This window comes from Halomonas sp. A11-A (assembly GCF_003182195.1).
Lineage (GTDB): Bacteria > Pseudomonadota > Gammaproteobacteria > Pseudomonadales > Halomonadaceae > Halomonas > Halomonas alkalicola.
Map to the genome: position 1 here is coordinate 177876 of NZ_QGTM01000003.1, position 25086 is coordinate 202961.

The following is a 25086-nucleotide window of genomic DNA, read 5'->3' on the forward strand; positions in this document are numbered from 1 at the left end:
GCGCCTTGGGGAATCAGCGCTGGCCGAGGAAACGGTTGACCTCGTCGCGAAAGGCCTCGGGCTGTTCGGCATGCAGCCAGTGCCCGGCCTCCAGGGTCACCACCTCGGCCTCGGGGAGCACCTCCCGCAGGGCAGGCAGCATCGCATCGGTCACATAGGGAGAATGAGCGCCGCGCAGCACCAGGGTCGGCCCGCTGAAGGCGCCCTCCCCGGCCACCGGTCCCATGATGGTCTCGTAGTCCTCCTGGATCTCGTCGAGGCCCAGGCGCAGCCTGAGCCCGCCCTCCTCGGCCCGCTCCAGGTTGGTGGCGAGGAAGAGCCTCACCGCCCGCTCCTTGACGTGCTCGCCCAGCAGCTCGTCGGCCTCGCGGCGATTGGCCGGCTTCCCCTCCTCGAGGCGGCGCAGGCCGGCAAATACCGTGTCGTGGTCGTGGCCATAGGCCACCGGCGCGATATCGCCGACGATCAGCGAGGCCACCCGCTCGGGTGCCAGGCGCGCCAGCGAGATCACCACCTTGCCGCCCATGGAGTGGCCGAGCAGATGGGCGCGGGGGACCTCCAGGCGATCGAGCAGGTGGAGCAGATCCTCGGCCATGGCGTCATAACCCATCCCGGCGACATGGGGAGAGCGGCCATGGTTGCGCAGGTCCACGGCAATCACCCGCCGCGTCGCCTCCCATGCCTTGACGTGGGAGCGCCAGTTGTCGGCGCTGCCGAACAGGCCGTGGACCACCACCAGCGGCACGCCATCGCCGCCGGTATCCAGATAGTTGAGCTCTACGGACATGGCACTCTCTCCTTGGCCGATTTCTCGGCCTGTGTCAGGGGCGCGGCCTTGCCGCGGTGGCGGCAGGCTCGGCATCGGTGGCCGCCACCAGGCGGCGGCTCAGGGTCGCCAGCAGCACGCCATACAGCGGCACGAAGAACAACAGGCTGATGCCCAGTTTGATCACGTAGTCGACCCAGGCGATCTCCAGCCAGTTGGCCGCCATGAAGGGGTCGGGGCTGTTGTAGAAGGCGATCGAAAAGAAGGCGAAGGTGTCGGCCAGGTTGCCGAGCACGGTGGAGATCGCCGGCGCCACCCACCAGGCCCTCAGGCTGCGCAGGCGATCGAACACGTGCACGTCGAGGAGCTGGCCCAGCAGGTAGGCCATGAAGCTCGCCACCGCGATGCGAGCCACGAAGAGGTTCCACTCCCCGAGTGCCCCGAGGCCCGCATAGCTGCCCCGCGGGAAGACCACCGAGACCACATAGGAGATCACCAGGGCCGGTAGCATCACCCGCATCACGATGGCCCGGGCCGGCTCCTTGCCGAACAGCCGCACGGTGAGGTCGGTGGCCAGGAAGATGAACGGAAAGCTGAAGGCGCCCCAGGTGGTATGGAAACCGAACAGGGTAAAGGGAAGCTGCACCAGGTAGTTGCTGGCGGCAATCACCAGGATATGGAAGCCGATCAGCAGGGTCAGCAGGCGGCGCTGCTGAGCATCGGAGAGCACAAACATGGGCATCCTTTTTTTACGGGAGGGGTGAGGGAACCCTCGTGGAACGGGCTGCCATGGGCAGCGGACGGTCGCGCATTATACGGGCCCGGGCCCGCGCTGGCCATGCCGCCAGCAAGAACGCCGCCCCGAGGGGCGGCGTCATGGGTGGCGGTCTGGCACATGCCGTTGCGGCCTGTGTCGTCAGGGCATCAGACCTGGCGCGCCTCATGGGCGGCGCCGACCTCACGGGCCTTCATGGCCTCGTGCACATCCTGCAGGCTGGCCGGATCGTCGATGGTGGAGGGCACGCCGTACTCCTTGCCATCGGCGATGTTGCGCAGCAGCTTGCGCAGGATCTTGCCGGAGCGGGTCTTGGGCAGGCGGTCCACCACCAGCACCTGCTTGAAGCAGGCGATGGGGCCGATCTTCTCGCGGACCAGGGCGACCAGCTCCTGCTCGAGGTCCGCCTCGCGGCCCTCGAAGCCATCCTTGGGAATCACCAGCCCGACCGGCAGCTGCCCCTTCAGGGCGTCATGGATGCCGATCACCGCGCACTCGGCCACCGCCGGATGGGCCCCGACGACCTCCTCCATCTCGCCGGTGGAGAGGCGGTGCCCGGCCACGTTGATGACGTCATCGGTGCGCCCCATGATGAACAGGTAGCCATCCTCGTCGAAGTAGCCGCCGTCGCCGGTCAGGTAGTAGCCCGGGAAGGCCGCCATGTAGGCCGCATGGAAGCGCTGGGGGTCGCCCCACACGCCCACCAGGCACCCTGGTGGCATGGGCTGCTTGATCACCACGCTGCCCTGTTCCATGGCACCGACCTGCTCGCCCTCGCGATCGAGGATCTGCACGTCAAAGCCCGGCACCGGCACGGTGGCACTGCCGGCCTTGGTGGGCATGGGCTCCAGGCCGTGCAGGTTGGCGGCAATGGGCCAGCCCGTCTCGGTCTGCCACCAGTGGTCGATCACCGGGACGTCGAGCAGATCGTCCAGCCAGTGGAAGGTGGGCGGGTCGAGGCGCTCGCCGGCCAGGAACAGCGCCTTGAGGCAGGAGATGTCATAGTCGGCCAGCAGCTTGCCGTCCGGATCCTCCTTCTTGATGGCCCGGAAGGCGGTGGGCGCGGTGAAGAAGCTCTTGACCCGGTACTCGCTGATCAGCCGCCAGAAGGCGCCGGCATCCGGGGTCTTCACCGGCTTGCCCTCGTAGACCACGCTGGTACAGCCGCGCAGCAGTGGCGCGTAGACGATATAGGAGTGGCCCACCACCCAACCCACGTCCGAGGCGGAGAAGAAGACCTCGCCCGGATCGACGTCGTAGATGGCGTCCATCGAGTAGGCCAGTGCCACGGCGTAGCCGCCGGTGTCACGCACCACCCCCTTGGGTTTGCCGGTGGTGCCGGAGGTGTAGAGCACGTAGAGCGGATCGGTGCCCTTCACCGGCACGCAGTCGGCGGGCTCGGCCGAGGCCATCAGGGCGGCCCAGTCATGGTCGCGCTCGCTCAGTTCGGCGGTGTGCTGCTCGCGCTGGAAGATCACGCAGGCATCCGGCTTGTGGCTGCTCTGCTCGACGGCCGAATCGATGATCCCCTTGTAGGGCAGGACCTTGTTGACCTCGACCCCGCAGGAGGCGGCCACCACCACCTTGGGGGTGGCGTCCTCGATGCGCACGGCGAGCTCGTGGGGCGCGAAGCCGCCGAACACCACCGAGTGGACGGCGCCCAGACGCGCACAAGCGTACATGGCCACCAGCGCCTCGGGGACCATGGGCATGTAGATCACCACGCGATCGCCCTTCTCCACGCCGAGCCCCCTGAGGGCACCGGCGAAGGTCGCCACCTGGTCGCGCATCTCGCGATAGGTCAGGGTGCGCTTGCTGTCGGTGACCGGCGAGTCCCAGAAGATCGCCGGCTGGTCGCCGCGGCCCTGCTCCACGTGGTGGTCCAGCGCCGCATGGCAGATGTTCAGCTCACCGTCGGCGAACCAGCGGGCGTGATTGGCCTCGTCATAGTGAAGGATCTGGGTCGGCGCCGTGAACCAGGGGATACGACGGGCCTGCTCGGCCCAGAAGCTCTCCGGCTGCTCGATGGAGCGGCGAAATTCGTTGGCGTAGGTGCTCATGATCGTCCTGTGGCAGGTCAGTGACATCGAAGGATTGTTGACACTGTAATGCACCAGGCTGCCGACGCCCTCATACGATAGGCTAACTCTCGACAAAAGGAGGAGGCATCCGGGGAAGTATTGTCAACAACAGGAGCGCGCACCACCCCTTTCTCGACGCGCAGGGACGCTCTCCCACTCGCTGTCGGGTGATCTATGCTTTAATCAAGTCCTAATTGACTGCTCCCCGCCCTGAAGGACGGGGATTCCCAATTCACCGAGAACCGGACACGGAGGCTGACTCCATGCCGCTTACATTCTCTCCAAGGGCTAACACCGCCAGCCCGGCGGCTTTAATGTTGACCGCGGCGTTGATGTCGCGGTCGTGTTCGGCTGCGCACTCGGGGCACGTCCAGGCGCGAACCTGCAGCGGTAGCGAGTCCACGACGTGGCCGCAGCCGGAGCAGCGCTTGCTGGAGGGGTACCATTGGTCGATAGCGACCAGTGAGCGCTCGGCCCACTCTGCCTTGTACGCCAGTTGGCGCACGAATTCGCCCCAACCGGCATCGCTGATCGACTTGGCCAGCGAGCGGTTGCGCAGCATGTTCTTCACCTTGAGGGACTCGACGCAGATCACTTGGTTCTCGTTAATCAATCTGCGGGACAGCTTGTGCAAGTTGTCCTGTCGGCAATCGGAGATTTTGGCGTGAAGTTTCGCCACCTTCTGTCGGGCCTTGGCGCGGTTGGCCGAGCCGAGCTTTTTCTTGCTCAGTCGGCGCTGTGCCTTGGCCAGTCTGGCGGCGTATCTCGCGGTATGGCGGGGATTGCCGATTCGATGTCCGTCGCTGGTGACGAACAGGTCTTTCAGGCCGAGGTCGATACCCACCATTTTCGGGGTGACGGGCAGCGTCTCGGGATCGAACTCACACAGGCAGCTCACAAAGTAGCGGCCTGCCGAGTCCTTGGACACGGTGACGGTGCTGGGTTCGCCGGGCAGTTCACGGCTCCAGCGAATGTCCAGCGGGGTTTTGCTCTTGGCCAGATACAGCTTGCCGTCGCGGTATTTGAAGGCCGAGCGGGTGAACTCCGCCGACTGGCGGTGTCGCTTGCTCTTGAAGGTCGGGTACTTGGCGCGGCCCTCGAAAAAGTTCTTGAACGCGGTCTGTTGGTGCCGAAGACACTGCTGAAGCGGCACCGAGCTGACCTCGTTGAGGAAGGCTGTCTCTTCGACCTTCTTCATCCTCGACAGCTCAGCGTTCGCGGCCACGTAGCCGATCTTCTCTCGGCGCTCGTAGAACGCATCGGTGCGGTAGCGAAGCACCGCGTTGTAGACGAAACGCACGCAGCCAAACGTCCGAGCCAGGAGCTGCTCTTGTTCGGGAGTCGGATAGAAGCGGTATTTGTAGGCGCGCTTCGTCATGTCTCACATGATACACCGTAAACTGTAAGATAGCGACCACCTGAGAAGGAGGTAGCGAGAACAGGGTCGTCCTACGGACGACGCGCTATCCCTCCCCGCACTAGAAGTACGGGGTTTCTCGCGCAAAATCTGAGGACGATGAGAAAAGCACGCTCGCCAAGGAGCGATCACAACGGACTGATCGGAGCCGCTCGCCCCCGAGGGCAGGGGGCCAACACGGCATACCACTTCTACACCTGCCAGCGCGGGGAATTCACATGGGCAATTCCAACAGCACGGCAGCGCGCCTCCTCGCCGGAGGCGACGCCACCATCGATCGGGCCACGGCACTGCTCAAGGCCATGGCCAACGACAACCGGCTGCGCATCCTCTGCCTGCTAGACGGGCAGGAGCTCTCGGTGACCGAGCTCAACAGCCGGCTCACTCTCAGCCAGTCGGCCCTCTCCCAGCACCTGGCGATCCTACGCCGGGAGAACCTGGTCGCCACCAGACGAGCCTCCCAGACCATCTACTACTCCTGGCAGGGCGACAGCGCCCGAACCATCATCGAGGCCCTAGGCCAGCTCGGCATGGCCGACTAGCGGCGGCGCAGGGGACTCTGCTCCAGCACCTCGAGTCCCTTTTCCAGCGCTCGCTCCACACCGACCGAGACCGCCGCCCCGAGCCGATCCGCTAGGCGGCGGCGCGGTTCCAGGCGCAGGTGGATCACCCGGGCCTCCTTCATGCGCTCCACCAGGTAGGCCTCGCTGGTGCCCAGGGCGTCCACCAGGCCTCGCTCGAGGGCCTCGCGGCCGTACCAGGTCTCCCCGGTGGCCACCGCCTCGATATCCAGCGACGGGCGACGCTCGGCCACGTGACGCTTGAACAGCGCGTGAACCCCCTCCAACTCGTCGATGAACTTCTCGCGCCCCTCCTCGCTGTTCTCGCCGAACACGGTCAGGGTGCGCTTGTAGCGCCCGGCGGTCAGCACCTCCACGTCGATATCGTGCCGCTTGAGCAGCCGGTGCACGTTGGGTACCTGGGCCACCACGCCGATGGAGCCCACCACCGCCAGCGGCGCGGCGCGCAGCTGGTCCGCCCCGCAGGCCATCAGGTAGCCGCCGCTGGCCGCCACCTTGTCCACGCATACCGTGGTGCTGAGACCCGCCTCGCGCAGCCGGTCGAGCTCGGCGGCCGCCAGCCCGTAGGCATGCACCAGCCCTCCGGCCGACTCCAGCCGCACGATCACCTCGTCCCCCTGGTCGGCGGCATCGATCAGCGCCGAGACCTCCTCCGCCAGCCGGCCCGTGGCGCTGGCACGCAGATCGCCGTGGAAGTCGATCACCCAGGCGATGGACTGTCGCGTGTTCTCTCCCTTGCGCCCAGTCTTGTCGCGGGCCTTATCCTCGCGGCGAAAGGCCTTGATGAGGCGCTTGCGGGCCCCGGGCTCGCTGGCGGCCAAGATCAGCCGCCGGCGGCGGTAGTCCCGGGTACCGTTGAGTTCGTCCAGGCGCAGCCGGCTGCGCTCTCCCCCCTCGCCCCGAACCCGGGCCACCAGCGCCACCGCCAGGGTGATGATCACCACCAGGCTCACCAGCTGAGCCAGGAACATGCCAAAATCGGCCAGCCAATCGTTCATGATGCTCTCCTATCCGTGTCCGAGCGCCTGCCCATTTCGCTCCCAGCACGCCAGGCGGGTAAGGCAGCGTCAAGGTGCTTGAATGAAACAACCGTTTGAAATAACCTGATATGCGATGCCAACCCACACCCCAGGAGCCCCGATGAGCCTCTCCACCCTCGACAAGCTGCAGTCCCGCTTCGACGCCCAGTCCGCCCAGGGCATGGATGACGTCTTCCAATTCCACTTCAGCGATGCCGGCAGCCACTACCTGGTGGTCAAGGATGGCGCTCTCGACATCCAGGAGGGCGAGCATGACGACCCCTCCGTCAGCCTGAGCATGTCCACCGACACCCTCAAGGGCCTCATGAACGGTGAAGTCAACGGCATGACCGCCTTCATGACCGGCAAGCTCAAGGCCACCGGCAACGTGATGCTGGCCACCAAGCTGACCAGCCTCTTCCCCAAGGAGTGAGGCAGTACGCCCCGCCACCATCGGGCCGCCCAGGGCGGCCCGATGTCGTTCTAGCGGGCCGCCACCTCGGCCAGGTGGGTCTCGATCAGCGCCCGCGAGATGGAGTAGAGCGGCGGAAGCTGCGGCAGCCGGCGCGGCGAGTACCAGGCCGCATCGGCGATCTCCACGCCGTCGATGCGGATGCGCCGACTGGCCGCCTCGGCGAAGAAGCCCAGCATGAGCGAGTGCGGGAAGGGCCAGGCCTGGCTACGGAAGTAGCGTATGCGCCCCACCTGCAGCCCCACCTCCTCGAAGACCTCGCGACGCACCGCCTCCTCGGCGGACTCGCCGGGCTCGATGAAGCCGGCCAGGGTGGAGTAGCGCCCCGGCGGGAAGCGCGGGCTGCGCGCCAGCAGCAGCGCATCGCCATGGGTCACCAGGGTGATGATGCAGGGCGAGATGCGCGGATAGTTGCGGTGGCCGCAGGTGCGGCAGTGCATGGCGAATTCGGCGTCGAGCCGCTCGGCGGGGGTGCCGCAGCGGCCACAGAAGCGATGGTCGCGCAGCCAGGCGCCGACCTGCAGGGCAGTGGAGAGCAGCGCGAAGCGCGACTCCGGCAACCTGGCGAGCCAGCCCCGCCCATCCGGCCAGGTCTCTTCCGGCGCCGCCTCCAACGACAGCGCCACCGGCTCGTCATGCCAGTAGCAGAGCGGCTGCATGGCCGGCGTCCAGGGCTGGGGCGGCTGCAGCAGGTCGCCATCGGGCCCCGGGGCGATGCGCCCCTCGGCCAGGCGAATGACGCGCCCCGCCGCCGCCTCGAGGGGCAGCTCACGCCGCAGCATCAGTGCGGCACCCCCTCGCCCATGCGGTCCCAGCGACACTCCCCGGACGCCTCGCGGATCGCCGTCAGCTTGGCGCGGTGGGCGGCCAGCTCCTGCTCGCTGGGAGAAAGCACCGCCAGGCGGCCCGGCTCCAGGGCGAGGCGGCGAATCGCCATCCCGCCGCTGCCGGCCACGCCGCTGTCACCGCCGGCCGAGGCGTCCAGGGAGAGCGCGGTCTGGCCGCCGGTCATCGCCAGGTAGACGTCGGCGAGTATCTCGGCGTCCAGCAGGGCGCCGTGGAGCACCCGGTGGCCGTTGTCGATCTCGTAGCGCTTGCACAGGGCGTCGAGGCTATTGCGCTGCCCCGGATGCTTCTCGCGGGCCATCACCAGGGTATCGAGGATCCCGCAGTGCGCCGCCACCGGGCCCAGGCGAGGTTCGCCGCGCGCCCGATTGAGCCTCTCGAACTCGTGGTCGATGAAGCCGACGTCGAAGGGAGCGTTATGGATGACCAGCTCGGCGCCCTCGATGAAGGCCCAGAACGCATCGGCGATCTCGGCGAACCGCGGCTCATTGGCCACGCGCTCGTCGGTGATGCCGTGCACGCCCACCGCCTCCGCATCGATCTGCCGCTCGGGGTTGATGTACTGGTGATAGGTGTTGCCGGTGAGCCGGCGGTTGACCATCTCCACCGCCCCGATCTCGATCAGGCGGTGGCCTTCCCGGGGGTCGATGCCGGTGGTCTCGGTGTCGAGGATGATCTGGCGCATGGGAAACTCTCTGGCTCAGGAGGGATGGGGAGGATGGCGACCGGCTCAGGTCCGGGAGCGCGCCGCATCGATGGCCTCGTTGGCCAGCGCATCGGCGCGTTCGTTGCCCGGGTGGCCGCTGTGGCCCTTGACCCAGTGCCACTCGATGCGGTGGCGCTGGGTCTCCTTAAGCAGCTCGCGCCACAGCTCGGCGTTCTTCACCGGCTGCTTGCCGGCCGTCTTCCAGCCCCGCTTGACCCAGTTGTGGATCCACTCGGTGATGCCGCGGCGCAGGTACTCGGAGTCGGTCCACAGCTGCACGCGACAGGGCCGCTTGAGCTCGCGCAGCGCCATGATCGCGGCCATCAGCTCCATGCGGTTGTTGGTGGTGGGGGACTCGAAGCCGTTCAGCGCCTTCTCGTGCTGACCGCTTCTGAGCAGGGCGCCCCAGCCGCCGGGGCCGGGATTGCCGCGGCAGGCGCCGTCGGTATAGATGATCACCTCGGGCAGGGCATCGGCCCCTGTCTCGGTCAGCGTCTCAGTCAACCTCTGTCATCCTTTCGTGATCGTTTGGGGGACATGGCTCGGCCAGCCAGCGCGACTGGCCGAGCCGGGTCGCGCCCAGGGCCGAGCCACCGAAGGGCCTGGCGAAACCGAGCGAGCTCCCCTGGCGCTGGGCCAGCTGGGGGCGTCGGCTCGCCTGGATCATATAGCTGTCGCCGAGCGGCAGGTTGTGCCGCCGCCCGAGGGTCTCGAGGGAGGCGTTGCGGGGCATGCCGCCGGGCAGATGAAAGCCGCAGTAGTCTACCCGCTCGATCTCGAAGTCGACAAATGCCAGCCAGTCGCGCAGGCGAGCCGGCGTGCGCCAGTGGCCGCGCCAGGGCAGCCGCTGCCGCCGGCCGGGCCACACCCGCGGCAGGGCCCCCGGCGAGAGGGGCATCCAGCCGAAGATGATCAGCCGGCCGTCATTGCGGGTTACCCGGGCGGCCTCCTGTAGCGTGCGGTGGGGGTCGGGCGCGACCTCGAGCAGGTGATGGATCACCACCAGGCTCAGGCAGCTGTCGGGCAGCGGCAGGGCGTCGAGAGGACAGATCAGGGTGGCGGGATGCTCGGCCAGCTCCCGGGTCGGCGCCCAGGCCATGGGATGGCGCACCGGGCACATGTCCGCCAGCGCCCCGCTCATGCCAAGCTCGAGGCTGTGCCCGCCGAACAGCCGCTCGCACACCGGCCCCAGGCAGGCGCGCTCGGCCTGACGCACCGCCTGACCACCGGGCGTGGCCCAGAAGCGGCGCCCGTCCCGCACCAGCGCGGCCAGGGACGAAACCGAGGGGGAAATTGACATCGACAGCACGTTCCTCCATTCTGGGCGGATTTTGCGACCCGTTCATGCCAACCCTTCATGCCAATCAAGGACGCCATGCCCATGTTGAGCGTGACACCGATTCCCGCGTTTGGCGACAACTATATCTGGCTGCTGCGCCAGGATACGAGTTCCGAAATCTGCGTGGTCGACCCGGGTGATCCCGCCCCGGTGATCGAGCTGATCGAGCGGGAGGGACTCACCCTCTCCACGGTACTGATCACCCATCACCATCAGGATCACACCGGCGGCCTGCCCGAGCTGATCGAGCGCTATGCGCCGCGAGTCATCGGCCCCGACAACCCGAAGATTCCCGGCATCGACGAGCGGGTCGGTCAGGGCGACGAGTTCCGCGCCATGGGCCGGCTGTTCGAGGTGCACGAGGTGCCGGGGCACACCCTGGATCATATCGCCTTCTTCACCGCTGGCATCCCGCCGCTGCTGTTCTGTGGCGATGCCCTGTTCAGCGCCGGCTGCGGGCGCCTCTTCGAGGGCACCCCCGAGCAGATGCACGCCTCCCTCGGCAAGCTCGCGGCGCTGCCCGACGATACCCTGGTATTCGCCGCCCACGAATACACCCTGGCCAACCTGCGCTTCGCGTTGGCCGCGGATCCTCACAATCCGGATGTGGCCAAGGCCATGGAGGAGTGCCAGCGCGCCCGGGAGCTCGATCGCCCCACGCTGCCGAGCCCCCTGGCCCGCGAGAAGCGCATCAATCCTTTCCTGCGCTGCCGGGATGCCGGCGTACGCCAGGCGGCCTCGGCCCATGGTGACACCGACAGCGAATCGGCCACCTTCGCCACGCTGCGCAGCTGGAAAGACAACTTTTGATACAGCCCCGATTGGACGTCATGCGGATTGCCCCGCTGTCGGCGGGACCGCTCACGACCAGGAGGAACCCTTCCGGATGACCTACCACACCAAGCGACGCAAGTTGATCGGCTTCGCCAGCACCACGGCCCTGATCGGCTCGCTGCTGGCCAGCGGCGTCTACAGCCAGGCCGCCACCCTGAGCCCCGAACAGCGCCAGAACGCCCTCAAGGGCACCGCCTCGCCCCCCCAGACCGCCGAGGCCCATCGACTGCCCACAGAGCAGCACTTCTGGGATGCCCTGGCCCTCGAGCCCCGCGACGCCTGGAGCCGACTGCGTGCCAGCTTCCAGTGGCAGGAGAGCCTCGATGAGCCCCGGGTCCAGGAGTGGATCGAGTATTATCGCCAGAGCCCCCATAACATCGTCGAGATCACCGAGCGCGCCCGCCCGTGGCTGGCCTGGATCGTCGAGCAGGTGGAGGAGCGCGGTCTGCCCGGCGAGATCGCCCTGATCCCCTTCGTCGAGAGCTCCTTCGACCCCACCGCCCGCAGCCACCGCGGCGCCGCCGGCCTGTGGCAGTTCATGCCCGGCACCGGTGACGCCCTGGGCCTGCGCCGTGGCAACGGCTACGATGGCCGCCTGGACGTGGTCGCCTCCACCCGCGCCGCCCTGGACTACCTGGAGCTGCAGGCCGAGCAGTGGTACGACGGCGACCTTGAGCTGTCGCTGGCCGCCTACAACGCCGGCGCCGGCACCGTGAACCGGTCGCGCCGCAACGCCATCGCCCAGGGCCACGCCGGCGACTACTGGAGCCTCTCCCTGCCCCGGGAGACCATGAACTACGTACCCAAGCTCAAGGCCATCGCCGCCATCATCAACGATCCTGACCAATACCAGGTCGCCCTCCCCGAGATCGAGGACGCGCCGGCATTTGCCAAGATCCCCGTGGATCGCCCCCTGGCCCTGGACGAGGCTGCCCGCCTCTCGGGCGCCAGCCGTGGCGAGCTGGCCGAGCTCAATCCGGCGCTGCGCAACGGCACCGCCAACCCCGGCCAGGCCCGGGTCCTGCTGGTGCCCGCCGACCGCGCCGACACCCTGATGGCCCGCCTGGAGACGCCCGCCTCTCCGGTCGGCAGCGGCGAAGCCCGCTACGTGGTGCAGCAGGGTGACAGCCTCTCGGCCATCGCCTCTCGCGAGGGCGTGAGCGTCGCCCAGATCCGCCAGGCCAACGGGCTCAACGGCGACATCCTCCAGCCTGGCCAGGTCCTCGACCTGCCCCGCCAGAGCCTCGCCTCCCGATAGGCAGGGCGCCCCGAGCGGCGGCAGGCTTGCCAAGCCGCCCGGGGCCTGACACCTTATTGGCCGACCGATGCCGGCCCCGCGGGCCGGCTGCCACCGACCAAGGATGTCGCCGATGCCCGTAGCCCTGTGCCGCCTGCCCCTGGCCGCCTGCCTTGCCCTCGTCTGGCTGCTGACGACCGCCACGGCGGTGGCGGCCTCGCCGGACCCGATGGCGACGGATCGGACGCCCACCGTCCATGGCCTGGCGCTCTATGACGAGCCGGCGCTGCCGGCGGACTTCCCCCACTTCCCTCACGTCAATCCCGAGGCTCCCCGGGGCGGCACCCTGACCCAGGCCGCGGTGGGCGGCAGTTTCGACTCCACCAACCCCTTCATCATCCGCGGCACCCCGGCGGCGGGGCTCTTCGAGATCTATGACACCCTGGTGGAGGGCAACCCCGACGAGCCCTTCTCGGTCTACGGCCTGCTGGCCGAGGGCATGCGCCTCGACCCCGAGCGCAACTGGATTGAGTTCGACCTGCGCCCCGAGGCGCGCTTCCACGACGGCGAACCGGTCACCGCCGACGACGTCGTCTACAGCTTCGAGCTGCTCACCGAGCAGGGCAACCCCTTCTATGGCGCCTACTACGCCGACGTGGAGAGCGTCACGGCCCTGGACGAGCGCACCGTGCGCTTCGACTTCGCCGAGGTGCACTCCCGGGAGCTGCCGCTGATCGTCGGCCAGCTGCCGGTGCTGCCGAAGCACTACTGGGAGGAGCGCGATTTCACCGCGCCGAGCCTCGCCGCCCACCCGGGCTCCGGCCCCTACCGCATCGCGGAGGTGGACCCAGGCCGGCGCATCGTCTATCAGCGCGATCCCGACTACTGGGGGCAGGACCTTGCGGTGAAGCGCGGGCGCCACAACATCGACCGGCTGGTCTACGACTACTACCGCGACCGCGACATCGCCTGGGAGGCCTTCAAGGCCGGGGTGCTGGACTACCGAATCGACGCCCGCGCCGCCACCTGGGCCATCGGCTACGACTTCCCCGCCTACCGCGACGGCCTGGTGCGCCGCCTGGCGGTGCCGGACGGCCAGCCGGCCCGCATGCAGGCCTTCGTCTTCAACCTGCGCCGCGACAAGTTCGCGGACCCCCGGGTGCGCGAGGCGCTCTCGCTCACCTTCGACTTTCCCTGGCTCAACGCCAACCTCTTCTACGACGCCTATCGGCGCACCGAGAGCTACTTCCAGAACTCCGAGATGGCCGCAAGCGGGCTCCCCGAGGGCGAGGAGCTGGCCCTGCTGGAGCCCTGGCGAGACCAGCTGCCCGAGCGATTGTTTCATGAGCCGGTGCCCCACGAGCACCCGCTGGACTTGCGCGAACGGCTACGCCTGGCGCTGGACCTGCTGCGCGAGGCGGGCTACGAGGTCCAGGGCAATCGCCTGGTCCACGGCGAGACCGGCCAGCCGCTGAGCGTGGAGGTGCTGCTCTTCGATACCGGCATGGAGCGGGTCACCCAGCCGATGCTGCGCAACATGGCGCGCCTGGGCATCCAGGGCAGCATCCGCATCGTCGACATCAACCAGTACCTCAACCGCCTGCGCCGCTTCGACTTCGACATCACCGTGGGGCAGTTCCCGCAGTCGAACAACCCCGGCAACGAGCAGCGCGACTTCTGGACCAGCGCCGCCGCCGAGACGCCCCAGAGCCGCAACCTGATGGGCCTGGCCGACCCGGTGGTGGACGACCTGGTGGAGCGGCTGATCCGCGCCGACAGCCGCGAGGCGCTCAACGTCACCGCCCGCGCCCTGGACCGGGTGCTGCTGTGGCGCTTCCCGATGATCCCCCACTACCACTCCGGCGAGACCCGCATCGCCATCTGGGACAAGTTCGGCTGGCCCGAGCCCTTCCCGGCCTACGGCATGGACCTGGCCGCCTGGTGGGTGAACGCCGAACGGGAAGCCGAGATCAACCAGCGCCTGCGCCGCCGCTGACGCGGCTGGCGATGCCGCCAACAAGCCCGAGATGCCGGAACCCGGCATGCCAGAGCCTGATATGCAAAAGGACACCCCATCGTGAGCCGCTATATCCTGCGCCGCCTGCTGCTGATGATCCCGACCCTGATCGGCATCATGCTGCTCAACTTCATCATCGTGCAGGCCGCCCCGGGCGGGCCCATCGACCAGATGCTGGCCCGCTTCGAGGGCGCCGACGCCATGGCCAGCACCCGGCTCGAGGCCGGCGGCGAGGTGATGGTGCGCGACGAGTCCCGCGGGGCACGGGGCATCGACCCCCGCTTCATCGAGCAGCTCGAGGCGCAGTTCGGCTTCGACCAGCCCGCCCACGTGCGCTTCCTCGGCATGATGCGCGACTACGCCACCTTCGACTTCGGCACAAGCTTCTTCCGCGACCGACCGGTGGTGGAGCTGATGATCGAACGGCTGCCGGTGTCGATCTCCCTGGGGCTCTGGACCACCCTGCTGGTCTACCTGATCTCGATCCCGCTCGGCATCCGCAAGGCGCTCCATCACGGCTCGCGCTTCGACGTCTGGACCTCGGGGCTGGTGATCGTCGGCTACGCCATCCCGGGCTTTCTCTTCGCGATACTTCTGATCGTGCTCTTCGCCGGGGGCAGCTACTGGGACCTCTTCCCGCTGCGCGGGCTCACCTCGCCGGACTTCCACGAGCTCTCCACCTGGGGCAAGGTAAAGGACTACGCCTGGCACATCACCCTGCCGGTGGTGGCGATGACCATCGGCAGTTTCGCCACCCTCACCATGCTGACCAAGAACAGCTTCCTCGACGAGATCCACAAACAGTACGTGCTGACCGCCCGGGCCAAGGGGGCGAGTGACGCCGGCGTGCTCTATGGTCACGTCTTCCGCAACGCCATGCTGATCATCATCGCCGGCCTGCCAGGCGCCTTGATCGCCATCTTCTTCACCGGGTCGCTCTTGATCGAGGTGATCTTCTCGCTGGAGGGACTGGGGCTGCTCGGCTTCGAGGCGGTGATGCAGCGCGACTACCCGGTAATCTTCGGCACGCTGTACCTGTACACGCTGATCGGCCTGCTGCTGAAGCTGGTCTCCGATCTGACCTATGTGTGGGTGGACCCGCGCATCGACTTCGAGACGAGGGAGTCCTGAGCCGATGGCCACCAAGTTCAAGGTGTCACCGATCACCCGCCGCCGCCTGGCGGTGTTCAAGGCCAACCGCCGCGCCCGGGTCTCGCTCTGGGTGTTCCTGGCGCTCTTCGTGGTGAGCCTCGGCGCCGAGCTGATCGCCAACGACAAGCCACTGGTGATGCGCTACGACGGCCAGTGGTATGTGCCGCTGCTGGTCGACTACCCGGAGACCGAGTTCGGCGGTTTCCTGCCCACCACCGCCGACTATCACGACCCCTTCGTCCAGGCGCAGATCGCCGAGCACGGCTGGGCGCTGTGGCCGCCGATCCCCTTCTCCTACCAGACCCTGGACATGCAGATGATGCGCCCGTCGCCGGCGCCGCCGGATGGGCGCCACTGGCTCGGCACCGACGACCAGGGGCGCGACGTGATCGCCCGGGTAATCTACGGCTTCAGGCTCTCGGTGGCCTTCGCCCTGGTGCTCACCGCCGGCTCCCTGGTGATGGGGGTGCTGGTGGGCGGCATCCAGGGCTACTTCGGCGGCAGGACCGACCTGATCGGCCAGCGCTTCACCGAAATCTGGTCGGGGCTGCCGGTGCTGTTCCTGCTGATCATCCTGGCGAGCTTCGTGCAGCCCGGCTTCTGGTGGCTGCTCGGCATCATGCTGCTCTTCTCCTGGCTGGGGCTGGTCGACGTGGTGCGCGCCGAGTTCCTGCGCGCCCGCAACCTGGAGTACGTGCGCGCCGCCAAGGCCATGGGGCTGCCGCCGCGGCTGATCATGTGGCGCCACGTGCTGCCCAACGCCATGGTGGCCACCCTCACCTTCGTACCCTTTCTCTTCACCGGGGCCATCACCACCCTCACCGCGCTGGATTTCCTGGGCTTCGGCCTGCCCCCGGGCTCGCCGTCGCTGGGCGAGTTGGTGGCCCAGGGCAAGAATAACCTGCACGCCCCCTGGCTCGGCATCACCGCCTTCGTCAGTCTGTCGCTGATGCTCTCGCTGCTGGTGTTCATCGGCGAGGGGCTGCGCGACGCCTTCGACCCCCGCCACGTGCGCCATGCCGCCACCCCGGTGCCCGCCAGGAGCCAGACCGATGCCTGATGCCCCGTCCCGCTCCCCGCTGCTGCACCTCGAGGAGTTCTCCGTCGCCTTCGACGGCGTCACCGTGCTGGACCGCCTCACGCTCACCGTGAACCGTGGCGAGACCCTGGCCCTGGTGGGCGAATCCGGCTCCGGCAAGTCGGTCTCGGCGCTGGGCGCCATGGACCTGCTGCCGGGCAACGCCGCGGTCAGCGGCGAGCGCCGGCTCGGCGACACCGACCTTGGCCGCCTGAAACGCCGCGACTGGCAGGGGCTACGCGGCGGCCGGGTGGGCTTCGTCTTCCAGGAGCCGATGACCTCGCTCAACCCGCTGCATACCGTGGGCAAGCAGATCGGCGAAACCCTGCGCCTGCACCAGGGGCTCTCGGGGCGGGCCGCCCACGCTCGCATCATCGAGCTGCTTGGCCAGGTGAAGCTGCCGCGCCCCGAGGAGCTGATCGACGCCTGGCCCCACCAGCTCTCCGGCGGGCAGCGCCAGCGGGTGATGATCGCCATGGCCATCGCCAACGACCCGGAGCTCCTGATCGCCGACGAGCCCACCACGGCGCTCGACGTCACCGTGCAGCAGGAGATCCTGGCACTGCTCGCCGAGCTGCGCGACCGCCACGGCATGGGCATGCTCTTCATCACCCACGACCTCAACCTGGTACGCCGCCACGCCGACCGTGTCTGCGTGCTCTACCAGGGGCGCGAGCAGGAGACCGGGCCGGTGGCTCGGGTCTTCGACGCGCCTTCCAGCGCCTACACTCGCACCCTGCTCGACGCCGAGCCCGTGGGGCGCCCGGGGCCGGTGCCCCGGGGTGCCCCCTTGATCAGCGCCTCCGGCCTCGGGGTCAGCTTCCAGCGCCCCAAGAAGCTCTTCATGAAGCGCCCGCCGGCCTTCGAGGCGGTCAGGCCGCTCGCGCTCACCCTGGCGCCGGGGGAGACCCTCGGCATCGTCGGCGAGTCGGGCTCCGGCAAGACGACGCTAGCGCTGGCGCTGCTGCGCCTCACCCAGAGTCGCGGCGAGATCGCCTTCGGCGACACCCGCCTCGATACCCTGACCGGCGCCGCCCTGCGCCGCATGCGCCAGCGCTTCCAGATCGTCTTCCAGGACCCCTTCGGCTCACTCTCCCCTCGCCTGCCGGTCTCCGAGATCGTCAGCGAGGGGCTGCGCTTCCACCACCCCGAGCTATCCCCCGACGAGGTCGCCCGCCGCGTGGCCGCCACGCTTACCGAGGTGGGGCTGCCCGCGGACTGCGCCGACCGCTACCCCCACGAATTCTCCGGCGGCCAGCGCCAGCGCATCGCCGTGGCCCGGGCGATCATCCTCGAGCCCGAGCTGCTGGTGCTCGACGAGCCCACCTCGGCGCTGGACCGCACCGTGCAGAAGCAGCTGGTGGCGCTCTTGCGCGACCTCCAGGCCCGCCGCGGCCTGAGCTACCTCTTCATCAGCCACGACCTCGCCGTGGTGCGCGCCATGGCGCACCGCATCATGGTGCTCAAGGAGGGGGAAGTGGTGGAGAGCGGCGACTGCCTCGCGGTGCTGGAGAACCCGAGCAGCGACTACACCCGGGCACTGGTGGCCGCGGCGGGGCTGGCGCCGCGGGTAGGATGACTCGCCAATTATCCTCCGGAGGGGATAGTGCTCGCCGGCCTGCAGAGAGGCGCCTGGCCCCTACGGAAGTGAACCATCAGTCCCACCCACGCCGGCACGAAGAGCAGGGTCAGGTAGCGCAGCAGTCCCTCGCCGGTGAGCCGCAGGCTCCTGGGCACCTTGCCCCGCACCATCAACCCGATCAGCAGGATCACCATGCCGATGACTGGCCCCGGAATCGGCAGCGTCAGTCCCCTGGCGATCACCTCGCCCAGGAACTGGCAGGTAAGCAGCACACTCATTCCCATGATCAACGGTATCCTGCACCTCCGGCGGCCGACACACTTAACGACGACGTGACGCGGGCGATGGCGCCGCACGTCAGCCACTCACCCGCTCGCCACGCTGGCGGCCGACACAAGCGCCACACCGTCACACGGACTACCTCAGCGCAGCTGGCTGTCCTTGCTGCCCCTGCGGTTGTAACCCGCCGAGGCGCCCTGTCGCTTGTCGCGCTCCGTCTGGCAGGCGACACACAGGCGCACACCGGGGATCGCCTCACGACGCGCCTGGGGTATCGCCTCACCGCATTCCTCGCAGTGCGACAGGCTCTCGCCTCGGGGAAGCCGACTGCGTGCCTGCTCGATGGCGTCCTCCACGCTGGCATCGATCTGCTCCTGAACCGCTCCATCCCTGCTCCATCCACCTGCCATCTCAACACCCTCCTCGGCCTTGACGACCGTCACGGTCAGGGCACCCCGCACGGCCACGCACCGCCTCGGCGCCTGGTCTTTCGAGCGAGGCCCTGCACACCACACCATCACTACCTGCACCTTAGCATAGTGCATCGCGCTGGCCGGCCACAGCCCCAAGGGCCAAGCGATTGATAAGAAAGTGCAAAAGGGGCTTTTCATTTGCCGAGGAAAGCGCTAGTATACGCCTCGTTCTCGGGGCACGGGCCGCACGGCCAGGAACCGAGAAACAGAGTCGGAGCGTGGCGCAGCTTGGTAGCGCGTTGCAATGGGGTTGCAAAGGTCGCAGGTTCGAATCCTGTCGCTCCGACCACTTAACATCGAGAAAACGCCGCTCAGGGTCACACCGAAGCGGCGTTTTTTGTATGCTCACCACTCGTCCTCATCACTCCGTGCTACCACCCATGCTCACTCGCTCGTTCAAGCTCCTTGCACTCTCCCCGCTGGCCCTGCTGGTTGCCGCCGGCCCTGCCGTCGCGTCGCTGATCGACACGACGGAGCCGCCGTCGAGCGGCGTGGCGAGCTCGCCGGGGCAGCACTTCCTGGATGACGTCGATACCGGAATCAGCCTGCTGCCCGTCGAGGATGGGCGGGTGTGGCTGCACATCAGCGTGAAGGACCGCACCCTCTCCGTGGTACGCGGTCGGCACGTGATCCATGAGATCCCCCACTTCGCCATCGGCATCAATGGCGCCGTCAACCTGCGCACCCGCGGCAGCGCCATGACGCCGAAGGGGGAGTTCCGGGTCGAGCGGATCAACCCCAACAGCCAGTACGCCACCTTCATCGGCATCAACTACCCGAACCCACGGGTGGCCGACCAGGCCTTGTCGGAGGGGCTGATCACCGAGGAGGAGGCCGAGCGGATTCGTCGCTACTACCAGCAGCACCGCCTCTCCTACCCCAACACCACCCTGGGGGGCCATATCGGCATCCATGGCCTCGGCAACCGCGACCCCTTCCTGAACCAGCGGGTCGACTGGACCGAAGGCTGCCTGGCCGTCGAGAATGACCAGGTGCGTCTGCTCCACTCGCTGGTGGAGATCGATACGCCGGTGCTGATCCAGTAATCCTGCACGATCAGCCTGCCGTGGCCTGGGTGGGGCCGCGCGCCGGCGGCGAGCCCGGCCTGCGCTACCGCTCGGTACGCCGACAGGATGCTACCTGCTGGGCCCTGCTCACCCCCAGCCGGGTCGCTGGCATCGTCCAGGCCTGCCATCTGGAGATGATCTGGAACGGCACCCTGACCGAGGTGAACCAGCTCAGCGCCCGCTAATGCGTGCCTCGCCCCAGAACGATCACGGCCCGCTTATCGCTCCCGGGCGTCTGCCGGCGAGGGCTCGGCAGCGGGCTGCGTGGCCGCGCCCACCTCGAGCCCTGCGCGCTCCACGAGCTCGGCGGGCAGCTCCTTCTTGACCGCCACGCCCAGCTCCTGGAACTCGCTGGCCTGCTTGATCAGGTTGCCGCGGCCATTGACCAGCTGGCCCAGCGCGCGGTCGTAGCTCTCCCGGGCGCCGTCGAGCTTGCGCCCCACGTCCTGCATGCTCTCCAGAAAGGAGCCCAGCTTGTGGTAGAAGCGCTCCGCCTTCCTGGCAAGCTCAGCGCTGTGGCGGCTCTGATTCTCGAAGCGCCACAGCTGGCCGACGATATTCAGGCTGGTGAGCAGCGTGGTGGGCGTGGCCACCAGCACGTTGCGCTCGATGGCGCGCTGGTAGAGGGTGCCGTCGTGGCGCAGCGCCTCGATATAGGCCGATTCCACCGGGATGAACATGATCACCACCTCCGGTGAGTTGAGCCCCGGCAGATCGTAGTAGTGCTTGTCGGCCAGCTCCTCGATGCGCGCGCCCACCGCCCGGGCGTGAGCCGCCAGTGACGTCTGACGAGTCAGCTCATCCTCGGCGTTGACGTACTCCAGGTAGGCGGCAAGCGAGGTCTTGGCGTCGATCACCAGGTGGCGCCCCTGGGGCAGGTAGACCAGCACATCCGGGCGGCGCTTGCCCTCCTCGGTGGTGAAGCTCCTCTCGCGCTGGTAGTCCTGCCCCGGGCGCAGGCCCGCGCTGTCCAGCACGTTCTCCAGCATCAGCTCGCCCCAGTTGCCCTGCACCTTCTTCTGCCCCTTGAGCGCCTCGGTGAGCCGCGCCGCCTGGTCGGTGATGTCACGGTTGAGCTGCTGGAGGTGCCTGAGCTCGGTGGTGAGGCTGGCCCGCTGGGCGGTCTCCTGGGTATGCAGGGTCTCCACCTTCTCGCGAAAGCCCTTCATCTCCTCCTGGAAGGGCTTGAGCAACCCCAGCAGGTTGCGCTCGGAGAGCGACGAGAAGGCCTTGCCCTTCTGCTCGAGCAGTTCGTTGGCGAGGTTCTCGAACTCCACCCTGAGCTGCTGCTTGCTCTGCTCCATCCAGGCCAGCTGGCGGCTGAAGCTCGCCTCCTTCTCCTCCAGGCGGCTGGTCAGCTCGCCGTGGGTCTGCTTCAGGGCGTAGTAGGCCTCGCGGAAACGCTCGAGCTCCTGCGCCCGGGCCGCCACGATTTCCCGCTGGGTCTCCACCTCCCCCTCGGCCACCTGCAGCGCCACCGCCTGCTCGCGGGCCTCCAGCTGTTGGGCATGCAGCTCGGCGCGGGTGGCATCGAGCGCGCGGCGGGCCGCCTTGAGCCCGCCCCGACCCAGGGCGAAGCCCCCTCCCGCACCAAGCAGGAGAGCAACCAGGACGATGAGGATGAGTTCCAGGTCGAGAGGCATGCAGGGCTCCGGGGGTGGGCTGGGGTCGGCGGCCTCGTCGATGAGGGCACGCTGACAGTCGATAACAGCGAGTCTACCTGGCAGCAGGCCTCGCTGGCGAAGAGCGGCCTAGACTAGCCGATTAACTTTACCTATATAAGCCAACAATGATTCTTATTGGCCGTTTCCGGCCGACTCTGCCATGATATCGGGTGATCTTGAAGGAATACCTTTCCCGACGACCGATGGAGGTGCAACCATGCCCCACAGCCTGCCCGATCTTCCCTATGCCTACGATGCCCTGGAGCCCCACATCGATGCGCTGACCATGGAGATCCACCACTCCCGGCACCACCAGACCTACGTCAACAATCTCAACGCCGCCCTGAAGGGGACCGGCCTCGAGGAGGTGCCGGTGGACGAACTGCTGGCCAACCTGGATCGCGTGCCGGCCGACAAGCGCCAGGCGGTGATCAACAACGGCGGTGGCCACTCCAACCACACCATGTTCTGGCAGATGATGTCGCCCAACGGCGGCGGCGCCCCCAAGGGCAAAGTGGCCGAGGCCATCGATAAGGAGCTCGGCGGCTTCGACGCCTTCAAGGAGGCCTTCACCCAGGCCGCCCTGGGGCGCTTCGGCAGCGGCTGGGCCTGGCTCTCCGTGACCCCGGAGAAGACGCTGGTGGTGGAGAACACCCTGAACCAGGACAGCCCGATCTCCAACGGCAACACCCCGGTGCTGGGCCTGGACGTGTGGGAGCACGCCTACTACCTGAAGTTCCAGAACAAGCGCCCGGACTACGTGGCCGAGTTCTTCAACGTCATCAACTGGGACGAGGTGGAGCGCCGCTACCAGGCCGCCATGGCCTGAGCGTCCGTCCCACCCCTGACCCGGCGGTCCATGCCGCCACCCTTCATCGCCGCGCCCCTCGGGTGCGGCGATGTCGTTGATGGTGTCGGGCTATCCCAGCGGCAGCAGCGCCAGCGTCTCGTCGGGGCCGAACCACTGCTGGAGAAGACCGCGCTGCTCGCCCAGCAGCACGGCCAGGTAGCTGGCCAGCGGATGGCCAGCCGGCAGGCGCGCAGCGTGGTCGCGAAGCGATGCCTGCAGGGGAATCTGATCCGCGGAGAGCTGCTCGCCGCTGGCCCGGTTCGAGATGAACGCCAGGGGCGGCAGCAGCAGGTGGGTCGCCCCGCTGCTCAAGGCGTTGTGAAGCCCGGCGGCATCGAAGTCGCCCAGGTAGAGGTGCGGCCTTCCGGTGGCGGACCAGTCGGCGGCCAGGGCGGCGAAGCCGCCGCCATAGTGGCGATCGCCGCGGTAGAGCACCAGCGGGCGGGACCAGTCGGCCAGCGCCGGTATCGCCGAGTCGACGGCATAGAAGCCATCCAGGTTCTCGACCTGGAGCAGCACGTCGAAGGCCTTCAGGGCGATCTCCCGGCGGTCGAGGTCGAGGAAGTCCCGGGGCCGGCCCGCGAGACCAGGGCGCGGATCGCCCGCGGGCAGGCTGGCCAGCACGCGCTGCCGGCGGGGCGCCTCGCGCACGCTCTTGTGCTCGAGATTGCCAAGCCGCGCCTGCTCAGCGCTGGTCAACCCCGCCAGGGCATCCGCGAGGCGGGGATGGCCCAGAGCGCTCAGGGTATCGTCGATGCGCTCGAGCAGGTCGCGATCCAGGCGCAGCCGGCCATGGGTCAGCCGCGGGCCGGGCTCGATGTCGTGGGCCTCGCACCAGGCGACGACCTCCTCCACCACTCGGCTGCGGCGCTTGTCGACCTGGGCCATCTGGCGCAGGGCGCGGGCGGCATCGAGCAGCAGGGTGCGGGCGCGGGGCGAGAGATGCATGGAACCTCCGGTGGGCTGATTCAGGCCTGCAGCTGGAGGATGACGTCGTGGATCAGCCTCAGGTGGTTGAAAGGACTGGCCTGGGTCTCCTGCTGGCGCAGCCGGAAGGCGCGCTGCTCCCCCCGTGGCAGCCCCTGGTACTCGGCGATGACCTGGAACAGCCAGATCTCCTCGCCCCACTCGAACTCGCCCTCCTGCAGGTACTCGAGTGCGCTGCGCGGCTCACCGCCGCCATCCACCACCGCGAGATAGAAACGCTCCACGTCCTCCTTGAGCGCCTGATGGCGGGCGGCGACGAGGGTGGCCTCCTGAATCTGTGCGGCGCCGGCGGCGGTCACCGGCTCGGAGCGCGTTGCTGGCCTGGGCAGGCGATGAAGCAGCCCAGCCAGGGTGCGGCTGTCGGCGTCGTGGTCCAGGGCGGCGGCACCGGCGGCGATCAGCGGCGCGGCGCGGTTGACCAGCGCCGGCACCTCGCTGCGCCGGGCGTAGTTGCCGGGCACGAAGCCGGGATGCTCGCGCAGGAAGGCGGCCATGCCGGCCACCAGGCGGCTGCGCGCCTGCTGCTGGCGGAAGCGTGCCAGCAGCTCGATCATCCGCCGCTGCACCTCGCGCAGGCTGGTGTAATGGCGGCTGAGCTGGTGCTGCAGGCCGCTGACCAGGAGCTTGCGCAGGGCGCCGTCGCCCCCCACCAGCTCGATCAGCTCGGTGAAGTCGATCAGCGCCAGGCCGTCGAGCAGGCGCACGATCTGCTTCTGGGCCCGCTCGTTCTCGCGGATCTTGTCGCCCAGCCGGCTGACGAAGCCGAAGTCGCTGTTGAGGCGGCGCCACAGGCTGTCGATGGCGTCGGCGAAGCGGCCGTTGAGGTCGTCCACCTCCTGGCGCAGGCGCAGCAGCTGCTGCTCCTGGCGCCAGTAGTCGCCGGCATCCCGCGCCTCGCGGTAGCTCTGCACCAGGCTGCGCAGGAGCTCCAGGGACTCGGCGACGTCGGCGTTGACATGGCGGCGGGTCTCGTCGGCCAGCATCTCGGCGATCAGCTCGCGCACCTTGGGGGCGAGCTTGACCCCGCCCTGCTCGTCCGGGCGCCACAGGATGCGCGCGGCGAGAAGCCGGTTCAGCGCGGTCTTGCTCAGCCCGGCCAGCGGCACCTCGTCCCGGGCGTAGCCGGCCATCAGCGTCTCGGCGTGCTTGCCGAGCAGCGCCAGCCGCTCGGTGCCGGTGCTGATCAGCCGGCTCTCCAGGGCGTGAGGGTCGCCGACGCCCCCCGTCACAGCAGGCTCTCCTGGCCGGCCGGCGCCTGGTCGTCGATAGGCAGGTGCTCCTCGTCGCGGATGAAGCGCACCAGGTCGATCAGGTAGTCGATCTTGGCGGTCACCACGTAGTACTGCCGGTCGGCGTGGGGCTGGAGCAGGTAGCCGTGCTCCCTGAGCCGCTTGAAGACCTGCTTGATCTGGGCGTCGAGCTGCTCGCTCTGGGAGCCGAAGAAGGGGTCGGTGGCCAGCCGCTCGAGGCGCTCGCGCAGGCCCTGGTTGTCCTCGCATCGGGAGCTGAAGTCCGCGGGCTTGAGCACGTCCCCCGCGGAGGCCAGGCCGTCGCGCCCCAGGGTCTCCTGGACCAGCTGCAGCCACTCCAGCAGCGGCAGCAGGCTTGAGACCGTCTCGGCCAGCTGCCGGGAGAGCTGCTCCCGGGCGGCCTCGTCGAGCACGCGCCAGGCCAGAAAGTAGACGCTGCCCTCGTCGGTGGTGGCCAGGCGGCGATTGAGCGGGCGCAGGTAGGCATCGAGCCGTTCGCGGGTCGCCTCGTCCTCGAGACGGCGAAAGGCGCTCTCGTCGCTCACCGCGCAGATGAACTCGCCGGCCAGCAGGCGTTCGAGCAGCGGGCCCAGTTCGACCATGGAAGGCGCCAC

General features: G+C 68.3%; 26 protein-coding genes and 1 tRNA gene. 12 read left to right on the forward strand and 15 right to left on the reverse strand.

What is annotated here, in order from left to right:
* Positions 1-13: 13 nt before the first annotated feature.
* The 4 genes from DER72_RS04250 to DER72_RS04265 form a co-directional block, all read right to left on the reverse strand.
* Positions 14-787, reverse strand: coding sequence for an alpha/beta fold hydrolase (locus DER72_RS04250; RefSeq protein ID WP_110068746.1), 774 nt, complete (start codon positions 785-787; stop codon positions 14-16).
* A 34-nt stretch (positions 788-821) separates the two neighbouring features.
* Positions 822-1502, reverse strand: a complete 681-nt coding sequence (locus DER72_RS04255; RefSeq protein WP_110068747.1) for a 7-cyano-7-deazaguanine/7-aminomethyl-7-deazaguanine transporter — start codon at positions 1500-1502, stop codon at positions 822-824.
* Positions 1503-1690: 188 nt separating this feature from the next.
* Positions 1691-3628 carry a propionyl-CoA synthetase gene (locus DER72_RS04260; RefSeq protein WP_110068748.1) on the reverse strand — a complete coding sequence of 646 codons (1938 nt, stop codon included), beginning with the start codon at positions 3626-3628 and terminating at the stop codon, positions 1691-1693.
* A 226-nt stretch (positions 3629-3854) separates the two neighbouring features.
* Positions 3855-5000 (reverse strand): RNA-guided endonuclease TnpB family protein, encoded by a 1146-nt coding sequence (locus tag DER72_RS04265; RefSeq protein ID WP_110068749.1) that lies wholly within the window; start codon positions 4998-5000, stop codon positions 3855-3857.
* 257 nt (positions 5001-5257) lie between these two features.
* Here DER72_RS04265 and DER72_RS04270 point away from each other — a divergent pair, with 257 nt between their 5' ends.
* Complete coding sequence (locus DER72_RS04270; protein ID WP_110068750.1) at positions 5258-5581, forward strand: helix-turn-helix transcriptional regulator; 324 nt, start codon at positions 5258-5260, stop codon at positions 5579-5581.
* Here the strand turns inward: DER72_RS04270 and sohB are convergent.
* On the reverse strand, positions 5578-6618 hold the full coding sequence (gene sohB, locus DER72_RS04275) for a protease SohB (RefSeq protein WP_110068751.1): 1041 nt from the start codon (positions 6616-6618) through the stop codon (positions 5578-5580). The genes DER72_RS04270 and sohB overlap by 4 nt on opposite strands.
* A 142-nt stretch (positions 6619-6760) precedes the next feature.
* Here sohB and DER72_RS04280 point away from each other — a divergent pair, with 142 nt between their 5' ends.
* Positions 6761-7072, forward strand: a complete 312-nt coding sequence (locus tag DER72_RS04280) for an SCP2 sterol-binding domain-containing protein (RefSeq protein ID WP_110068752.1) — start codon at positions 6761-6763, stop codon at positions 7070-7072.
* Between the two features lie 50 nt (positions 7073-7122).
* On the opposite strand, the gene nudC is transcribed toward DER72_RS04280, so the two are convergent.
* Genes nudC through DER72_RS04300 form a run of 4 tightly spaced genes read right to left on the reverse strand, consistent with a single transcriptional unit; the run spans position 7123 to position 9963 of the window.
* Positions 7123-7893 carry an NAD(+) diphosphatase gene (nudC, locus tag DER72_RS04285; RefSeq protein WP_110068753.1) on the reverse strand — a complete coding sequence of 257 codons (771 nt, stop codon included), beginning with the start codon at positions 7891-7893 and terminating at the stop codon, positions 7123-7125.
* Positions 7893-8642: a DNA polymerase III subunit epsilon gene (gene dnaQ / locus DER72_RS04290; protein WP_110068754.1), complete on the reverse strand. Its 750-nt coding sequence runs from the start codon at positions 8640-8642 to the stop codon at positions 7893-7895. Before dnaQ ends, nudC begins: the two co-directional genes overlap by 1 nt.
* A gap of 45 nt (positions 8643-8687) precedes the next feature.
* Entirely contained in the window at positions 8688-9167 is a 480-nt protein-coding gene (gene rnhA / locus DER72_RS04295; RefSeq protein ID WP_375153258.1) for a ribonuclease HI, read from the reverse strand.
* A complete protein-coding gene (locus tag DER72_RS04300) occupies positions 9160-9963 on the reverse strand; it encodes a class I SAM-dependent methyltransferase (protein ID WP_110068755.1) in 804 nt (267 codons plus the stop codon). The genes rnhA and DER72_RS04300 overlap by 8 nt, the downstream gene beginning before the upstream one ends.
* Positions 9964-10044: 81 nt before the next feature.
* On the opposite strand from DER72_RS04300, the gene gloB reads away from it, so the two are divergent.
* The 6 genes from gloB to DER72_RS04330 all read left to right on the forward strand — a co-directional run bounded on the left by gloB (position 10045) and on the right by DER72_RS04330 (position 17899).
* A complete protein-coding gene (gloB, locus tag DER72_RS04305; protein ID WP_110068756.1) occupies positions 10045-10812 on the forward strand; it encodes a hydroxyacylglutathione hydrolase in 768 nt (255 codons plus the stop codon).
* A 76-nt stretch (positions 10813-10888) separates the two neighbouring features.
* The gene (locus tag DER72_RS04310) at positions 10889-12094 is read left to right on the forward strand and encodes a transglycosylase SLT domain-containing protein (RefSeq protein ID WP_110068757.1); all 1206 of its coding nucleotides are present in this window, start codon (positions 10889-10891) and stop codon (positions 12092-12094) included.
* A 112-nt stretch (positions 12095-12206) separates the two neighbouring features.
* Positions 12207-14069, forward strand: a complete 1863-nt coding sequence (locus tag DER72_RS04315) for an extracellular solute-binding protein (RefSeq protein WP_110068758.1) — start codon at positions 12207-12209, stop codon at positions 14067-14069.
* Positions 14070-14150: 81 nt separating this feature from the next.
* A complete protein-coding gene (locus DER72_RS04320) occupies positions 14151-15221 on the forward strand; it encodes a microcin C ABC transporter permease YejB (RefSeq protein ID WP_110068759.1) in 1071 nt (356 codons plus the stop codon).
* Positions 15222-15225: 4 nt separating this feature from the next.
* The gene (locus DER72_RS04325) at positions 15226-16302 is read left to right on the forward strand and encodes an ABC transporter permease (RefSeq protein WP_110068760.1); all 1077 of its coding nucleotides are present in this window, start codon (positions 15226-15228) and stop codon (positions 16300-16302) included.
* Entirely contained in the window at positions 16295-17899 is a 1605-nt protein-coding gene (locus DER72_RS04330; RefSeq protein WP_110068761.1) for an ABC transporter ATP-binding protein, read from the forward strand. The genes DER72_RS04325 and DER72_RS04330 overlap by 8 nt, the downstream gene beginning before the upstream one ends.
* Before the next feature lie 8 nt (positions 17900-17907).
* Here the strand turns inward: DER72_RS04330 and DER72_RS04335 are convergent, their stop codons facing one another.
* Both DER72_RS04335 and DER72_RS04340 read right to left on the reverse strand, forming a co-directional pair.
* Positions 17908-18186, reverse strand: coding sequence for a CidA/LrgA family protein (locus DER72_RS04335; RefSeq protein ID WP_258306186.1), 279 nt, complete (start codon positions 18184-18186; stop codon positions 17908-17910).
* A 138-nt stretch (positions 18187-18324) separates the two neighbouring features.
* Entirely contained in the window at positions 18325-18591 is a 267-nt protein-coding gene (locus DER72_RS04340) for a DksA/TraR family C4-type zinc finger protein (protein ID WP_110068807.1), read from the reverse strand.
* 275 nt (positions 18592-18866) lie between these two features.
* Between DER72_RS04340 and DER72_RS04345 the strand changes: the two genes are divergently transcribed.
* The 3 genes from DER72_RS04345 (at position 18867) to DER72_RS04355 (ending at position 19906) form a co-directional block, all read left to right on the forward strand.
* Positions 18867-18943, forward strand: a tRNA-Pro gene (locus tag DER72_RS04345).
* A 91-nt stretch (positions 18944-19034) separates the two neighbouring features.
* Entirely contained in the window at positions 19035-19700 is a 666-nt protein-coding gene (locus tag DER72_RS04350) for a L,D-transpeptidase (protein WP_181395600.1), read from the forward strand.
* 20 nt (positions 19701-19720) lie between these two features.
* Positions 19721-19906 carry an RES domain-containing protein gene (locus DER72_RS04355; protein WP_110068763.1) on the forward strand — a complete coding sequence of 62 codons (186 nt, stop codon included), beginning with the start codon at positions 19721-19723 and terminating at the stop codon, positions 19904-19906.
* A gap of 33 nt (positions 19907-19939) precedes the next feature.
* On the opposite strand, the gene rmuC is transcribed toward DER72_RS04355, so the two are convergent.
* Complete coding sequence (gene rmuC / locus DER72_RS04360) at positions 19940-21364, reverse strand: DNA recombination protein RmuC (RefSeq protein ID WP_110068764.1); 1425 nt, start codon at positions 21362-21364, stop codon at positions 19940-19942.
* Positions 21365-21602: 238 nt separating this feature from the next.
* Between rmuC and DER72_RS04365 the strand changes: the two genes are divergently transcribed.
* Positions 21603-22214 carry a superoxide dismutase gene (locus DER72_RS04365; RefSeq protein WP_110068765.1) on the forward strand — a complete coding sequence of 204 codons (612 nt, stop codon included), beginning with the start codon at positions 21603-21605 and terminating at the stop codon, positions 22212-22214.
* Positions 22215-22304: 90 nt separating this feature from the next.
* Here DER72_RS04365 and DER72_RS04370 read toward each other — a convergent pair whose 3' ends face one another.
* Genes DER72_RS04370 through DER72_RS04380 form a run of 3 tightly spaced genes read right to left on the reverse strand, consistent with a single transcriptional unit; the run spans position 22305 to position 25074 of the window.
* Positions 22305-23183 (reverse strand): hypothetical protein, encoded by an 879-nt coding sequence (locus DER72_RS04370; RefSeq protein ID WP_110068766.1) that lies wholly within the window; start codon positions 23181-23183, stop codon positions 22305-22307.
* A gap of 20 nt (positions 23184-23203) precedes the next feature.
* Complete coding sequence (locus tag DER72_RS04375; protein ID WP_110068767.1) at positions 23204-24451, reverse strand: hypothetical protein; 1248 nt, start codon at positions 24449-24451, stop codon at positions 23204-23206.
* Positions 24448-25074: a hypothetical protein gene (locus DER72_RS04380; protein WP_110068808.1), complete on the reverse strand. Its 627-nt coding sequence runs from the start codon at positions 25072-25074 to the stop codon at positions 24448-24450. Before DER72_RS04380 ends, DER72_RS04375 begins: the two co-directional genes overlap by 4 nt.
* Positions 25075-25086: the final 12 nt, after the last annotated feature.